The following is a 15014-nucleotide window of genomic DNA, read 5'->3' on the forward strand; positions in this document are numbered from 1 at the left end:
TCACAGTAAATAATCATTTTATTACATTTGGCCATTGCCCATATAAAAATACCATTTTCATGAAATATCCAACTATTGATCAGTCACTATTTATTTTAAACAGAAAAAACTTCTCTAAACAGCTAAAAAACAATTCGTTAGCCATATTCAATTCAAGTGATGAGTTTCCTAGAAGTGGTGATCAAAGCTTTGTTTTTAAGCAAAATCCTGATTTATTTTATTTATCAGGAATTGATCAGGAACAGACAATTTTACTATTATATCCTGATTGTCCTAATCCTTTGTACAGAGAAGTCCTGTTTTTAAGACAGACGAATGATTATATCAAGGTTTGGGAAGGATATAAGTATACGAAAGAGCAGGCGAAAGCTGCATCTGGCATACAGGCAGTATATTGGTTAGATGATTTTGACAACATATTGCATAGTATAGTTAACTATGCTGAACATATTTATTTAAATACAAACGAAAACGATAGGTATGCACATGAAGTGCCATATCGTGATGTACGTTTCATTGAGAAAATGAAATCAAAATATCCTTTACATCATTATGAACGCTCAGCGCCAATTATGCGAAATTTGCGGGCGGTTAAATCTGATGTAGAAATTGAGCTAACAAAAAAGGCATCAGCAATCACCCGCGATGCATTTATAAGAGTATTGAAATTTACCAAACCTGGTGTGAAAGAATATGAGATCGAAGCAGAAATCATTCACGAATTTATCCGTCAGGGTGGAACCGGACATGCCTACACGCCAATTATTGCTTCGGGGCACAACGCTAATATCCTTCATTATAACGACAACAATCAGGAATGTAAGGATGGGGACGTGATTCTTTTTGATTTTGGGGCTGAATATGCAAATTACAACGCGGATATGAGTAGATCTATCCCCGTTAATGGCAAATTTACGCAAAGACAAAAAGACGTTTACAATGCTGTTCTAAGTGTAATGAAGCAATCCATTCAATTAATCGGGGAAAGTACAGTGTGGAATATATACCATGAACAAGTTGGGGAAATTATGACCGAACAGCTCATTAATCTCGGGTTGATAACTACAGCTGATGTAAAAAACCAAAACCCAGCATGGCCAGCATATAAAAAATACTTTATGCATGGCAATTCGCACCATTTGGGTATTGATGTGCACGACTTTGCCGGAAGATACACACCATTTGCAGCAGGCAATATTTTAACTGTTGAGCCAGGAATTTATATTCCTGAGGAAGGCTTGGGCATCCGCCTTGAAAATAATATCCTGATCACTCCAAATGGAAATGTAGATTTAATGGCCGATATTCCCTTAGAAGTACAGGAAATTGAGGAGATAATGAACAGTTAGTCCAGTTTTCAGTTAACTGTTATTAAACTCATCTGCAAAACGATAAATATTAAAATTATCTTTTTTTAAGGCTGCCTGGATTTCTTCCCGCAGCCTTTTTTTATCAATATGCTTCATCTTTTCGTGCTGAATAAGTTTCCAGGCTTTCTCTGCAAATAAAAATACGCTTCGGCTATCGTCAATAGGATAAGGCTTGATTATCCAGTTGCATAACTCATTAATACCTATATCTTTATCGGCAACTGTTTTTAATATCGGGATGGATTTTGTTCGCTGATGAATAATTTTCTTGAGATTATTGGCAAAGGTTTCTGCCCCTTCCCTATCTGCCTTATTAATCACGAAACAATCCGCAATTTCCATCAGTCCGGATTTTATATTCTGAACCTCGTCTCCCGATTCTGGCACCAGTACAACAATTGTTTTATCAGCTAAACCAGCAATTTCCACTTCCGATTGGCCAACCCCTACTGTTTCGATTAAAATCAAATCAAAGTTAGCAGCCTTTAAAACATCAACCATCTCGATTGTTTTTGCCGAAATACCGCCTAAAGCACCACGGGTAGCCAACGAACGGATAAAAACATTCGGATTATTGAACTGATTGGCCATCCGGATACGGTCGCCCAACAAAGAACCAAAATTAAATGGAGAGGTCGGATCTACCGCCAATATGGCAATGCGTTTTCCTTCCGCTACAAAATGATTGGTTATAGCATTTACCAAAGTACTTTTACCCGCGCCGGGCGGGCCGGTAATACCCAAAACAGGGATATTCATGTTACCATCCAGATCTCTTAAAATCGAATCGGCCGGTTGAATATTATTTTCAACAAGGGTTAATGCCCTGGCTAAAACCTTATAATTGCCCGCTTTTACTTCGCTTAAAATGGATAGATGTGTATTCATCAATAAAACTATCTTTGTACAAATAAACAAAAATTATTAGCCACATTGCCCAATCAATAAGAAATCTGGATGAAACCATCATGATTTACCAAAACCTGCAGGCAAATGACTAATAAATCACAACACCCGCCAGCAGCAGGCGGATTTCATTACCAAAAACACATTTAAACAGATGAAAGTCACCGGCTTTACCTTTTTAAGAAATGCAATTGTAAACGATTATCCTGCTAAAGAAGCTATACTTTCTGTGTTACCTTTATGCGATGATTTTATAGTTGCACTAGGGAATTCAACGGATGAAACATCTGAAATGGTTAAAAGCATTGATCCCAAAATCAGGACTATTGATACCATTTGGGACGAAAGCATCCGTGAAGGAGGTCGTGTTTTTGCAGCTGAAACCAACAAGGCCCTGGCCGAAATAACGAATGATACCGATTGGATGATTTATATTCAGGGCGATGAAGCCATCCATGAAAATTATCTCCCATTGATTAAAAAAGAAATGGAGATGGAGCTTAACAACAACGATGTTGAAGCTCTGCTTTTAAAATATAAACATTTCTATGCTTCTTATGATTATCTGGCAGAATCCAGGCGCTGGTACAGAAGGGAGGTTAGGATTATCAAGAACCTTCCGGGCGTACGGTCTTACCGCGATGCGCAGGGTTTTAGAATCAATGACAGAAAACTTAAGGTTAAGTTAATCGATGCTTATATTTATCATTACGGCTGGGTAAAACCTCCAAAAGGACTTCAAGGAAAAGTACGTAACTTCAACCAATTCTATCAAACAGCAGAGTGGATTGAAGAGCGGTATCCGGTTCAGGACACTTACGATATGCACAATGCTGACCGTTTGGTTCATTTCAAAGGTAGCCACCCAAAAGTAATGCAGACCAGAATTGCAGCGGCCAACTGGAAATTTGATAAAGATTTAACCCAGGAAACACCAAAAATGAATTTCCGCAGAAAAGTTTTGCAAAAAATTGAAGATTTAACCGGATTACGTTTGTTTGAATACCGTAATTATAAAATTGTAAAATAGGCTACAATCTAAATCTATCTATATTTGCATCAACTAATAACATTTATTTAATGAAAAAGCCTAATGTCTTAGTAACTTTTGATTCGATGAAGGATGCCAACTGCGGCTATTTTTCATTTGGAAAAGGATTGGGCGACGCATTGATCCAGGAAAACAAAGGGAGATTTAAATTAAAATTTTATCTCTTTAAACATACCCAATATCTTTTTAATGGCTTGGTAGATCTCATTTATCTCTCCAGATTAGACCGGTTATTCTTTAAGGGAAAAAATGATTTTGAAGTTGTACATCTTTCTGATCAGACCTGCAGATTAAGGCCGGGCAAGGTTAATGCAAAAAAAATAATGACCGTTCATGACATGAACAAAGTTCATTTAAAGTTTAGCAAGCCGCACAGAATCCAGGTATACCTAAAGAAACTCGGCAAGCTGATAGCACAGTGTGATAAAATTGTATGCATATCCCGGTTTGTTGCCAATGATGTGTTACACTATTTTCCAGAAGCCAATGGTAAGGTAAGCGTAATTTATAATGGTGCTGATAAACTAGTATCCGATGAAAAATATATCCCAAACTTCGTTCCGCCAAAACCGTTCTTATTTACAATAGGATTATTATCGGTCCAGAAAGGATTTCATCTGCTACCTGCCTTATTAAAAGAAAATGATTTTCATCTTGTTATTTCGGGCAGGGAAACCCCACATAAACAAAGGATTTTAGAAGAAGCCGAAAAATACAATTGTTTAGACAGGGTACATATTACAGGGCCAATATCTGATGAAGACAAAGCCTGGTACTACAAAAACTGTGATGCGTTTTTATTTCCTTCAGTCGCTGAAGGTTTTGGCCTTCCTGTAATTGAGGCCATGCACTTTGGAAAACCCGTTTTCTTGTCAAAATTCACCTCACTTCCTGAGGTTGGTGGCGATGTTGCTTATTACTTTGATCATTTTGATCCTGAACATATGCAGGATGTATTTAAAAAAGGGCTAATTGATTTCACTCAAAATAACCGTTATGAAGAAGCAATTGCCCAGGCCGAAAAATTTACTTGGGAAAGCGCAGCAAACCAGTACCTGGATCTATATCAAGAAGTGCTTAATCAATAATTTTTATATCAGAAAAGATAATAAAAATTGCATTACAACAATCGTTATCCCTCCTTACGATTGTTGTAGTTAAACCTTGCTGTACAATCCTTAACATTTCAGCCTCTCAGTAAACAGTCCAATCCCCCACGCTAAAAGGTAAGGAATTGTAATTTAAATGATTTAACATTACTACAATCTTATTCATATGTACGAAAAACCGTACATTTACCCGAATTTTATTATATTTTTTCTTTACGGATAGGTAGTCCCTAAGTTCCGTTATACATACAATACTTAATGAAAACTTATTTTCGTTTATTATCATTTGCCAAGCCCATAGAAAAGTTTGCAATACCTTACGTTATTGCAACCTTGCTTTCTATTCTATTCGGAACCTTTAACCTGGCTTTGTTATCCCCATTGTTCGAGACACTACTAAATGCAAACAAGCAAGCCTGTAAAACGACAAGCTTAACAGACAAAGCCGCTGCTTCATTTAGCTTATTAGGTAAATTAAGGGATTTTGTTAACTATTCAATCAAGGTTAACACCATAGAAAGCACACTGATGTATATCTGTTTTATCATTGTTATCTCCGTATTGCTTTCCAACCTGTTTAGGTATTTTTCTCAGCGTTACATGGAAGATTTAAGAGTTCATACTTTGCTAAACTTTAGAAAGCAGGTCTTTAACAATGTGATGAACCTTCATGTCGGCTATTTTAACAATGAGAGAAAAGGCGATATTATTTCTAAGGTAGCCTCTGATGTACAGGTAGTTCAGTTTACGGTAACAAATACACTTCAGGTTGTTTTTAAAGAACCTGTAACGCTAATTGTATATGTTATTCTTTTATTTAACATATCTGCCAAACTTACCTTATTTTCTTTATTGGTAATCCCAATTTCTGCATTTATCATCAGTAAAATTGTAAAAAGGTTAAAGCAACAGGCAAAAGAATCGCACGAATCTTTCGCGAAAATGATTGGTTTTTTAGATGAGGCGTTAAGCGGGATTAAAATCATAAAAGCCTTTAATTCAACAGAGCGGATTAAAGACAAATTTAACCAGGAAAATATATTCTATTCCAACCTAACACGCAAAATGGTTAGACGCCAACAACTCGGCTCACCTGTTTCTGAGTTTTTGGGTGTTTTAATGATTTCGATCATTGTTTGGTATGGTGGATCATTAATTTTGCACAATGATAAAAATGCCTTAACCGCTTCAGATTTTATTGCTTACATCGCCATTTTTTCTCAGGTAATGCGTCCGGCAAAAGCATTAACAGACTCATTTAGCGGAATCCATTCAGGCATTGCAGCCGGTGAAAGGGTTTTGGATCTAATTGATACAAAACCATTATTGGTCAATCAACCCGATGCGGAAGTCCTTCATGGTTTTACCAGTGCGATCAGCTTTCATGATGTCTCATTCAGCTACGGAGAGAAACAGATTCTCAACTCGATAACTTTCGACATTGATAAAGGGCAAACAGTAGCGCTTGTTGGTCCTTCCGGAGGAGGAAAAAGCACCTTAATGGACCTAATCCCCCGTTTCCATGATCCAAAATCGGGAAGCATTAAAATTGATGGCCACGATTACAAGGGGCTAACCGTAGAAAGTATCAGGGCACAAATGGGAACCGTTAATCAAGAATCTTTTCTATTTAACGACACCATTTTTAATAATATTGCATTTGCAAAACCAGATGCCACAATGGAAGAAGTTATTGCTGCAGCAAAAATTGCAAATGCGCACGATTTTATCGAAAATACAGAAAATGGTTATCAATCTTTTGTTGGCGACAGGGGGAATAAACTTTCGGGAGGTCAGAAACAGCGTGTGTGTATTGCCAGAGCGGTATTGGCTAATCCGCCAATCATGTTGTTAGATGAGGCCACTTCAGCCTTAGACACAGAATCGGAAAAATTAGTTCAGGATGCCTTGAACAACCTGATGAAAAACCGCACCTCAATTGTAATTGCCCACCGTTTAAGTACCATACAACATGCCGACAAAATTGTTGTTATAGATAAGGGCAACGTAGTGGAAACTGGAAGCCATAATGAATTAATGAATAAAAATGGTTTGTACAGGCGCTTAATTGATATGCAGGCCTTTAACGACTAAATATTTAGATGAGGAGAGTACTATTTTTTATGCCTGATAACCCGCTAAAAAAAAATGCGGGCAATAGAACCAGGGCTCTAAGCATGTTAGCTTACTTTAAATCAAGAAATTTTGAAATTGATTTTGTAAGCGAGTATTTTACCGGGCTTTGGAATGAGGCAGATATTAAAGCATTTGAGCAAGCAGGCCTGGCCAACAATACTTATGTAATTAAAAAAAAACCTTCTAAAAAAAATATACTCTATTATCTCCTCTTTTATAAATTGCCAAATTTCTTCTATCAGAATAAGGCCTGGTTCTTTCCGCTTCAATTCCCTGAATTGGTGACCTTGAGATTTAAAAGGGCTTTCAAAAAGATTTTAAAAAACAATGATTACGATTACATATTGATCAACTACGCCAGTTGGGCTACATTGGTAGAGAACAACCCTTTAACAAAAAAATCAATAAAAGTAATTGATACGCACGACTTTATAACCGCTCAACTTCAAAAAAGGAATAATATCGGCCAGTCCTTCAAAGAAGAAATCAGGAGAATTTCTTTATTCGATATTGCTTTAGCCATTTCTGTCGAAGAACAGTATATCTTTAGCCAATTCTGTAAAAATAGGGTGGTATTAGCGCCAATGATGCTTGATAGACCAAAAAGCATTTACTCTACTAATGAAAAGTCGTTTGATCTGATATATGTAGCGAGCGATAATGTACATAATCAAAAAGCCGCCAATTGGTTTTTTAATGAGGTTTACCCGTTGTTACCAGGTAACATACAGATTTGCGTAATTGGACAAATAAACGAACACCTTTCTATAAAGGCAACTAATATAGTTGCTGTAAACTTTGCTGAAGATTTATCAATTTATTACCAAAATGCGAAAGTAGCCCTATGCCCTATGCTCACGGGCACAGGAACCAAAATAAAAGTAGTAGAAGCGCTATCTTATGGCTTACCGATAGTTTGTAATACCAGAGGCATTGATGGGCTGATCAACAAAACCGACAATGGCTGTTTAGTGAGTGATGATCCCGTTGAATTTGCAAACAATATCATAAAACTATTAACAGACGAATCGGAATACAAAATACAGGCAGAAAATGCATCGACTGCTTTTAATATCAATTACGAAAAAGAACACTGTTATAAACAACTCGACACTGTTTTCAAATAGTTTAAATCACATCACATTATGAAAAAGGTTGCCGTTATTGTCCCTATATATAAAGAAATAACCTATTTGGAGGATATATCACTACAACAGTGTTTCAAAGTTCTTTCTAAATCGCATCCAATTTTTTGTATAAAACCCGCCTCTTTAAATTTAAACACCAAGTACCGGTTTAATAAATTCGTAAATTTTGATGATGCCTATTTTAAAGATATCGCCGGCTACAACAAACTGATGTTATCCGGAGCATTTTATGAAGAATTTTTAGACTATGAATATATCCTGATCTATCAATTAGATGCTTTTGTTTTTAAAGATGACCTAAATATCTGGTGTGAAAAGAACATAGATTATGTTGGCGCCCCATGGCTCAGACACCAATATCCTGATATGATCAAAGCAGTAAAAAATAGAGTTTTGGGTTACATACACCGAAAATTTGATATTAAGGAAAAAAATACGCTTGCTCCAACTGATATCCAGCGGGAGTATAAAGTTGGAAATGGAGGTTTATCTTTGCGTAAAACACAGCTATTTTATATTTTAACTGAGCGCTTTCAAGAAAAAATAAAAGAATATTCCTTGAATACAGCAACCAACTTTAACGAAGACGTTTTTTGGAGTATAGAAATAAATAGGAAGAAAAAAATCTTAAGGATCCCCTCCTATAAGGAAGCTGTATATTTTGCTTTTGAACTACCTGTTAACAGAGGCTTTGAACTCACCAACAATACGCTGCCCTTTGGATGTCATGCCTGGAACAAAAACCTGGATGTGTGGAGACCCATATTTAAAGACTTTGGGTATGCTATCTGATCTGTTTAAAATTCAATTTGAAATACCAATAGTTAATACAACAGATTGCCAAAAACACTTTTGATAATCAATTGATTACACATATAACTCATATTAACTTAAGCAGTTTATGCGAAATTCTACCAGCGAAAACAAAGTTAAGGCCATTGCACTTTATTTGCCACAGTTTCATCCTTTTAAAGAAAATGATGAGTGGTGGGGAAAAGGCTTTACTGAATGGACAAATGTTACCAAATCAAAACCCAAATTTAAAGGGCACTATCAGCCGCATTTGCCAACAGATTTAGGTTTTTACGATCTTAGACTATTGGATACCATGATTGAACAGGCTGCTATGGCCAAAGCATATGGTATTTATGGTTTCTGTTTTTATCATTATTGGTTTAATGGCAAGCTTTTGATGGAAAAACCGCTGGAGCAAATGCTAACATCCAAAAAACCTGATTTCCCATTTTGTTTATGCTGGGCAAATGAAAACTGGACCAGACGTTGGGATGGATTGGAAGCTGATGTTTTGATTAAACAAGATTATAATTTAAAAGACGACCTTGAACATATTCAATACCTGATACCATTTTTTAAAGATGAAAGATATATTAAAATAGATGGAAAACCGGTATACATAATGTATAGGTCTGAACTCCATCCAAATATTAATGAGGCTGTAGATATTTGGCGGACAGAGGCAAAAAAAGCAGGTTTTGAAGATCTGTATTTAATCAGAGTGGAAAATTTTAAACGAGATTTCGACCCAAAAAATCATGATTTTGATGCTAGTATGGAGTTTGCTCCAGATTTCTCTATCGAACTTCAGAAATACAGCAAGAAAAACCTAATTAATCATTTCTTCAGAAAATTACTGCATAAGAGCACTATAAAAGAAAGTGGATTACTTGCAAACAAAATATTCGACTACGAAGAAATAGCTGATAAAATGGCCAAAAAGGAGCCAAAGAAATATAAATACTATCGTTCAATTTTTCCAAGTTGGGATAATTCTGCTAGAAGGACTAAAGATGCAACAGTGTTTGTTAATTCAAGTCCAGAGAAATTTAAAGAATGGGTTACAAAAACAGCGGCATACACAAATGAAAATTTTAACGGAGAGGAGCGCTTGTTATTTGTAAACGCATGGAACGAATGGGCAGAAGGTTGCCATTTAGAACCAGATCAAGAATACGGTCACCGCTACTTACAGGCACTAAAAGAAGGTTTGAGCTAAATTATTATTATAGAAATCTGCTTAATTTGAAAAAGCTGTAAGCTTTTAAGGCTGTAAAAGCCAGATTAAACTTCGATTGTTTTAAAAAAAAAACTATAGTTTTCTTCAGCTCATATCTATACTTGTATAAAGATTTATCAAGTAGTTTATTCTTAAAATAAACTACTGTATTAGACCATTTATCCTGCTCAAAGCCAATGTCTTTTAACCTAGAACTAATGCCGCCAGCATTAAAAAAGGACACTATAATCGGCACATAATGCATTTGGTAACGAGAGGCACAGTATATATTGAAATCGTGATCCGCTAAAACTTTATACTGAATATTATAAAGTTTATGCTCAAAAATTTCTTTTGAATAAAAGATACATTGATGGCAAATATTAGATGTTAACAAATCTGCTATAGAAGTCTCTCCCTTATAAACCTCACCATTCTTTGCCCATGATGTATCCCCAACAATCTTTACATTACCATAAACAAACTTGGCGCTTGTCTTATTCAGTATTTTGCTCATGTCGGCTAACACATCTTCATTATAAAGAAGATCGTCACTTCCTAAAAAAAATAGCCATTTAGCATCGGCTATTTGAATGCCTTTATTCATAGCATCATAAACACCTTGATCCTGCTCTGAAAAAAAATAAATTCTATCATCATTAATTCCTTCAACAATAACCCTGGTGTCATCAGTAGACGAACCATCCATAACTAGAATTTCAAAGTCTGTGAACGTTTGCTGCTGCAATGTTTTTATACAATTTTTGATTGTTCCTACGGAGTTATATGTTGGAATTATGATACTAAAAAACTTCATCCTACCTTTTATTAAATATAGTCTTTTTTAAGTTCCGTCTATCTCTTTTTAAATTTATCGATAAACACATCCAAATTGACTTAAACAATCCTTGCCTAAATATTTTACTTAAATCTTTTGAGACGCTAAATATACTGAGATATGGCAGCCCTTTGTAGTGATCTGTTACAACAAGGTTAAAATTCTTTTTTGAAGCTTCTCTCAGTTCAATTATCTTTCTGCCAAATTTTATTTCGCTTGTCAAATCAAACCTATTGGTAATCCATTTTAGAAACTGGATATACCCAACAAGGAGAAGTTTCTTTTTTTTTGTAGCTTGAGCAGACACATTCTCATCACTGTAACGCCACTTTACTTTTGGACCTGCTATAGTATATAATCCTCTATCATAAGCAAAATTTATAGATGTTGCCCAATCGCTAGATTGCGCTTGTGCGAAATTTACAAACCCATCGAGCTCAGTATATTTTTCTTTTTTAAAAATATGGTCGGGCATTGAATTGCCACGTTTCCATAAAAGAATATTGATGGCCAAATCCATTGCATTCTCAATTGTAGGACTATCTTCGGCAGCAGACAAAAAATTATTATTCTTATCTATAACACAAGTATTAAACCGATACACATCATAGAAACCATTAGTGAGGCTAACGGTTTCATAAAATTTTTCAACACAAGTATCATCGGCAATATCATCATCTGAAAACAACCATAGCCATCTTTCTTTCCTTGTCCTTGACACGCATCTTTCCCATTGTTTCACTAAATTGATTCCCCCTAAATTTTTATCAAATCGATAATAATCTAGAGGCATCTTATCTTCATATTTTTTGCAAACAGAAAATATATCATTTGGGCTACAATCATCGCCCACATAAACATTAAAGTTCTTGTTGGTCTGACTGGCTAATGAATTTAAAGCTTCTTCTAAATATGTAATCTTGTAAGCGGGTATTACTATTGCCAGATCCATGATTTGATTTCTATATCACCGTAAGGCATTTTAGTTAAGATGCCGAAACTATATTTTTATAACTTTTTACTTTTTGTATAGATAAAAGACACCAGAATCACCTTTCCCAAGTCTATTTAATTCTTTTGCTCTATTTTCAAAACCTTCTATTTGAGTATTGTTAAATAATTTTTCAACCGGATAAAAACCATAATTATTTTCTTCTGTAAATAAAGGTATATCTCTCTTATAAAATTCACTTCCCCAAAACTGAAAACTAGTAGAATCAAACATAGAGTGCTTAATCTCGAAGCCATTGGTTTCTGCCAAAATAGTGATGCTTTTCACAGTATGCAAAAAGTAATGTCTAGGTGCATCCAACTGAACCCAATTATGCTTGTATTCCTCCCAGGCAGTCGCTAACAAAGGGACTCCGAGTACTAAACAGCCATTCTTTTTTAGTAAATCATAGCAGTCTTTAATAGTCTTATGTTGCTGATCAATATGCTCTAACACATGATGCATGGTAATTACATCATACGAATTACTTTGAAGATCTGTCAATTCCTTTTTCAGAATTTTTACACCAAAATCATATTTAATTTCCTGGGGAATAAACTTATCTATACCACTAACATTTTTAAATCCTTGATTAAATAATTCACATATCAATCGTCCTCTTCCGCATCCCACATCTAAAATTCTATAATTTATTTTAGCATTTACAGGCTTTAGATGTTTTAGTATATCTAGGTTCTGTCCGTATTTTTTTTTCAACCTCATTTCCGCAAATAGCCGTTTAAAAAATGGTAGTCTTCTGAGTTTGGGGATTTGCTGAGTAAATGAATAATAGTGTGGAGGATAATATTTTTCAATGTTTGACGGTAATTCGGTAATTTGTAAGCAACCACAAGACGAACATTGTTGATAGCTGAATTTGTCTCTAAATCCAAACATCATTTCGGCCACCATATAATTTTCAATGGTAAATGGAGCATGGCATATTCTGCAATTTTCAGAATAATACGCTTTGTCTTCGTCTCTCATTAAGTTTTATTCTGTTCCAATTTAATAGTTTGCTAAAAATAGTCAAATCTTATACAAGATTGCCATTGTCTAATTTTTCTTTCAATATTAAGAACTTCTATAATTCTATATCTAAAAAATTTACTCTATCACTCTAACATTCTTTTCATTAACAAAATTTAAATATTTTTTAAATCACAAGAATTACTTCCTTTTAACATTTGCTTAACTATGTGCAACAATAAAGATAAAAATCGGTGTTTCTTTTTTTTGTAAAATTGCAGCGATGACAAAAATTAAAAACTACGACTTTATAGATACCATGAGGTTTATCTCGATGATTGGTATTGTAATGGAGCATAGTTCTCCATTTTTAGGACTACAGCTTATCTCTCTCCCTGATAAAATTATACAAATAGTATCTTTACAGTTCATTAAATTCGGAACTATTGTATTTTTCATCTTGGCTGGCTTTTTAATAGGGGACAAATTTCATCAATATACTACAAAAGAGTATTTGGGCAGAAGGTTGCAAACTACAATAAGGCCATGGCTGTTTTGGGTAGCTATATTCTTAGTCCTTTTCTATATCAATCAAGCTGTACTTTATTTTAAAGGATCTGATCAGGTTGGTATTAGTCATCCGCTTGCCTATTTAATAGACAGGTTTCACTTTATTCTTGTTTATACAAGTTTTTGGTTTATTATAAACTTTATGTTTTGTATTACCATCTTATTGTTATTTCGAAAATATATGTATAATCTCGGCTTTGGAATAATTTTGGGAATATTTTCATTGTTTTATTCAGTCAACGTTTATTTCGATTGGATACCCACTAGTCATACAACAGCTTTATTAGGCTTCATTTTTTATTTGTGGCTCGGAGTAATTATGCATAAATATATTGCTTTGTTTAATAAATGGATAAATAATAGATCTTTCGCTTTAATATTTTCTTTAGTGATCATTACTTTTATTTTATCTTGTCTAGAAACACTTGGTTTAATGCAACTTGGAATAGTAGACTCACTAAATACCTTGCGAATTACAAACATTCTTTATTCGTTTGCCTCATTCCTTTTTTTATACAGATTCTGTAATTTTAAGTCTATAGAAAAATTAAGACCAAGATCAATGACTTTTGGAATCCATCTTATACATCACATTTTGATTCTGATTTTTCTACCAATGATCTTACAACCTTTAAAAATATCATATCAATCTGAGTCAGCCTGGAGTTTATTTTATATGCAATTTTTAATCTTCATTTTGATATATGGAACTAGCTATATAATTGTTTATTACATCGGTAGGTCTAAATGGAAATGGGTAGTTGGGCAGTAGCCTATACCGAAACAAATTATGGATAACTATTAGCATATTAAAAGAGCTTCAATAAAGATTTGAAGCTCTTTTAATATCAGTGTATGTAAAATATTTACTGGATAATAACATTAAAACTGAGGTATTTCAGTCTCCTGCCTTAAGGCAAACAAATTCAGGGTTTTGTTTTATAAAGATACCCTTCAATTCCTTCAGAGTGATAGCCCGGATAACTGCCAGAAACTGTTGTATAGTAATGATCCGTGCCATTATAATATCTATATAATGGTACTGTTCCTGAAAATTGATATTTATAAAGATATCCAACAACTCCTTCGGAGTGATAGCCTGGATAATTACCATTAGTAGTTGTATAGTAATGGTCTGTCCAGTTATAAAAACAATACAGCGGAACAGTATTATTTGTTTCTTCTTTATATAAATAACCCTCAATTCCTTCGGAGTGATAGCCTGGATAACTACCATTAGTTGTAGTATAATAATGCTCCGTCCAATTATAAAAACGATATAAAGGGAATGTTTCATAGACTAAGTTAATCTGTCTATCAGCAATATATTTTTCAACTGCCGCCTTTACCTCTGCTTTTTTAACCAGATCAGTTATAAATTCATAAATGGGAACAGACCTATTTATACCAATCAATGATGCATTATTAACATTAATACTTTTTTGCCAAGTTACTAAATTTATAGACTGAGAAGTATTTCCTAGCGCATCTCCAGAAAAGCTAGTTCCCGAATTATCACCACCATAAAAAGTCCCCCTAAATAATTTCTCCGTAGTCTCGTTTGAAATTGTTGTTTTTTCTTCTTTAGTTAAATCTGTACTTAGATCAATACTAAATATTTTCGCGATACCTAAAGAGAATCCAGCTTTTATTGCCTTTAATTTTTTTTCAAAAGTCGCTTCTTTAACAACAGACCCTCTATAGTCATATTTCAAACGTCCGCCTATGTCGATACCGAGTAGGATATGGGTTCCATACGTTTGCACGATTTGCTCCGCACTGTAATTAGATAAGAATATTTTGGTGTATTATTAAAATACGGAATTTCAAATGGCTTGCCCGTTGCATGATTGAGTTTCATTTGAGAAATATCAGAGAGTTCGTTTTTAAAAGCACTTAATTCAGGTTTAAT

The 15014-nt window shown here is 34.5% G+C and carries 13 protein-coding genes; 8 read left to right on the top strand and 5 right to left on the bottom strand.

The genetic code is table 11. The features are described 5' to 3' along the window. Positions 1-59 precede the first annotated feature (59 nt). The gene (locus AC04Q1_RS17575; RefSeq protein ID WP_478365878.1) at positions 60-1349 is read left to right on the top strand and encodes an aminopeptidase P family protein; all 1290 of its coding nucleotides are present in this window, start codon (positions 60-62) and stop codon (positions 1347-1349) included. A 12-nt stretch (positions 1350-1361) separates the two neighbouring features. Here the strand turns inward: AC04Q1_RS17575 and meaB are convergent, their stop codons facing one another. Beyond that, positions 1362-2258 carry a methylmalonyl Co-A mutase-associated GTPase MeaB gene (meaB, locus tag AC04Q1_RS17580; RefSeq protein WP_478365879.1) on the bottom strand — a complete coding sequence of 299 codons (897 nt, stop codon included), beginning with the start codon at positions 2256-2258 and terminating at the stop codon, positions 1362-1364. 172 nt (positions 2259-2430) lie between these two features. Here meaB and AC04Q1_RS17585 point away from each other — a divergent pair, with 172 nt between their 5' ends. The 6 genes from AC04Q1_RS17585 (at position 2431) to AC04Q1_RS17610 (ending at position 9734) form a co-directional block, all read left to right on the top strand. Beyond that, positions 2431-3306: a glycosyltransferase family 2 protein gene (locus AC04Q1_RS17585; protein ID WP_478365880.1), complete on the top strand. Its 876-nt coding sequence runs from the start codon at positions 2431-2433 to the stop codon at positions 3304-3306. Between the two features lie 50 nt (positions 3307-3356). Continuing rightward, positions 3357-4415 (top strand): glycosyltransferase family 4 protein, encoded by a 1059-nt coding sequence (locus AC04Q1_RS17590; protein ID WP_478365881.1) that lies wholly within the window; start codon positions 3357-3359, stop codon positions 4413-4415. 279 nt (positions 4416-4694) lie between these two features. Continuing rightward, positions 4695-6530 carry an ABC transporter ATP-binding protein gene (locus AC04Q1_RS17595; protein ID WP_478365882.1) on the top strand — a complete coding sequence of 612 codons (1836 nt, stop codon included), beginning with the start codon at positions 4695-4697 and terminating at the stop codon, positions 6528-6530. Between the two features lie 8 nt (positions 6531-6538). Then, on the top strand, positions 6539-7699 hold the full coding sequence (locus AC04Q1_RS17600; protein ID WP_478365883.1) for a glycosyltransferase: 1161 nt from the start codon (positions 6539-6541) through the stop codon (positions 7697-7699). An 18-nt stretch (positions 7700-7717) separates the two neighbouring features. Further along, complete coding sequence (locus tag AC04Q1_RS17605) at positions 7718-8512, top strand: DUF5672 family protein (RefSeq protein ID WP_478365884.1); 795 nt, start codon at positions 7718-7720, stop codon at positions 8510-8512. A gap of 109 nt (positions 8513-8621) precedes the next feature. Further along, complete coding sequence (locus AC04Q1_RS17610) at positions 8622-9734, top strand: glycosyltransferase WbsX family protein (RefSeq protein WP_478365885.1); 1113 nt, start codon at positions 8622-8624, stop codon at positions 9732-9734. Positions 9735-9741: 7 nt separating this feature from the next. Here the strand turns inward: AC04Q1_RS17610 and AC04Q1_RS17615 are convergent, their stop codons facing one another. The 3 genes from AC04Q1_RS17615 to AC04Q1_RS17625 all read right to left on the bottom strand — a co-directional run bounded on the left by AC04Q1_RS17615 (position 9742) and on the right by AC04Q1_RS17625 (position 12550). Then, a complete protein-coding gene (locus AC04Q1_RS17615) occupies positions 9742-10551 on the bottom strand; it encodes a glycosyltransferase family 2 protein (protein WP_478365886.1) in 810 nt (269 codons plus the stop codon). Position 10552: 1 nt separating this feature from the next. Continuing rightward, positions 10553-11524 carry a glycosyltransferase family 2 protein gene (locus tag AC04Q1_RS17620; RefSeq protein ID WP_478365887.1) on the bottom strand — a complete coding sequence of 324 codons (972 nt, stop codon included), beginning with the start codon at positions 11522-11524 and terminating at the stop codon, positions 10553-10555. Between the two features lie 66 nt (positions 11525-11590). Next, the gene (locus AC04Q1_RS17625) at positions 11591-12550 is read right to left on the bottom strand and encodes a class I SAM-dependent methyltransferase (protein WP_478365888.1); all 960 of its coding nucleotides are present in this window, start codon (positions 12548-12550) and stop codon (positions 11591-11593) included. 265 nt (positions 12551-12815) lie between these two features. Between AC04Q1_RS17625 and AC04Q1_RS17630 the strand changes: the two genes are divergently transcribed. After that, a complete protein-coding gene (locus tag AC04Q1_RS17630; protein WP_478365889.1) occupies positions 12816-13874 on the top strand; it encodes an acyltransferase family protein in 1059 nt (352 codons plus the stop codon). Between the two features lie 154 nt (positions 13875-14028). On the opposite strand, the gene AC04Q1_RS17635 is transcribed toward AC04Q1_RS17630, so the two are convergent. Further along, positions 14029-14868 carry an MAC/perforin domain-containing protein gene (locus AC04Q1_RS17635; RefSeq protein WP_478365890.1) on the bottom strand — a complete coding sequence of 280 codons (840 nt, stop codon included), beginning with the start codon at positions 14866-14868 and terminating at the stop codon, positions 14029-14031. Positions 14869-15014: the final 146 nt, after the last annotated feature.

The organism is Pedobacter humicola (assembly GCF_056490705.1).

Excerpts from the sequence above, each read along its gene's own strand:
- AC04Q1_RS17575 (WP_478365878.1), top strand. The coding sequence starts at position 60 with ATGAAATATCCAACTATTGATCAGTCACTATTTATTTTAAACAGAAAA.
- meaB (WP_478365879.1), bottom strand. The coding sequence starts at position 2,258 with ATGAATACACATCTATCCATTTTAAGCGAAGTAAAAGCGGGCAATTAT.
- AC04Q1_RS17585 (WP_478365880.1), top strand. The coding sequence starts at position 2,431 with ATGAAAGTCACCGGCTTTACCTTTTTAAGAAATGCAATTGTAAACGAT.
- AC04Q1_RS17590 (WP_478365881.1), top strand. The coding sequence starts at position 3,357 with ATGAAAAAGCCTAATGTCTTAGTAACTTTTGATTCGATGAAGGATGCC.
- AC04Q1_RS17595 (WP_478365882.1), top strand. The coding sequence starts at position 4,695 with ATGAAAACTTATTTTCGTTTATTATCATTTGCCAAGCCCATAGAAAAG.
- AC04Q1_RS17600 (WP_478365883.1), top strand. The coding sequence starts at position 6,539 with ATGAGGAGAGTACTATTTTTTATGCCTGATAACCCGCTAAAAAAAAAT.
- AC04Q1_RS17605 (WP_478365884.1), top strand. The coding sequence starts at position 7,718 with ATGAAAAAGGTTGCCGTTATTGTCCCTATATATAAAGAAATAACCTAT.
- AC04Q1_RS17610 (WP_478365885.1), top strand. The coding sequence starts at position 8,622 with ATGCGAAATTCTACCAGCGAAAACAAAGTTAAGGCCATTGCACTTTAT.
- AC04Q1_RS17615 (WP_478365886.1), bottom strand. The coding sequence starts at position 10,551 with ATGAAGTTTTTTAGTATCATAATTCCAACATATAACTCCGTAGGAACA.
- AC04Q1_RS17620 (WP_478365887.1), bottom strand. The coding sequence starts at position 11,524 with ATGGATCTGGCAATAGTAATACCCGCTTACAAGATTACATATTTAGAA.
- AC04Q1_RS17625 (WP_478365888.1), bottom strand. The coding sequence starts at position 12,550 with ATGAGAGACGAAGACAAAGCGTATTATTCTGAAAATTGCAGAATATGC.
- AC04Q1_RS17630 (WP_478365889.1), top strand. The coding sequence starts at position 12,816 with ATGACAAAAATTAAAAACTACGACTTTATAGATACCATGAGGTTTATC.